Origin of the sequence: Citrobacter sp. Colony219, assembly GCF_019382635.1 — a bacterium.
Lineage (GTDB): Bacteria > Pseudomonadota > Gammaproteobacteria > Enterobacterales > Enterobacteriaceae > Citrobacter > Citrobacter youngae.
Genome location: NZ_CP080033.1, coordinates 82 through 326, shown reverse-complemented (window position 1 = coordinate 326; position 245 = coordinate 82). Strand labels below are relative to the sequence as shown.

Genomic DNA, 245 nt, shown 5'->3' with positions numbered 1-245 from the left:
AAAAACAGGAGGGGTGATGCGCCGATTACACAATATTTATAACCTCGGCATCAAAGAGTTACGCAGCCTGCTGGGCGACAAAGCGATGCTGACGCTGATCGTCTTTGCCTTCACGATTTCGGTTTATTCTTCCGCGACCGTCCTGCCGGGTTCGCTGCATCTGGCGCCGATTGCTATTGCCGATATGGACCAGTCGCAGTTGTCGAACCGGATTGTGAACAGCTTTTATCGCCCGTGGTTTTTAC

General features: G+C 51.8%; 1 pseudogene (running past one end of the window). It reads left to right on the top strand.

The features are described 5' to 3' along the window. Positions 1–16: 16 nt before the first annotated feature. Positions 17–245, top strand: a pseudogene (locus tag JTI85_RS00005) (hypothetical protein) (its annotated part continues 81 nt past the right edge of the window); the annotation flags it as partial.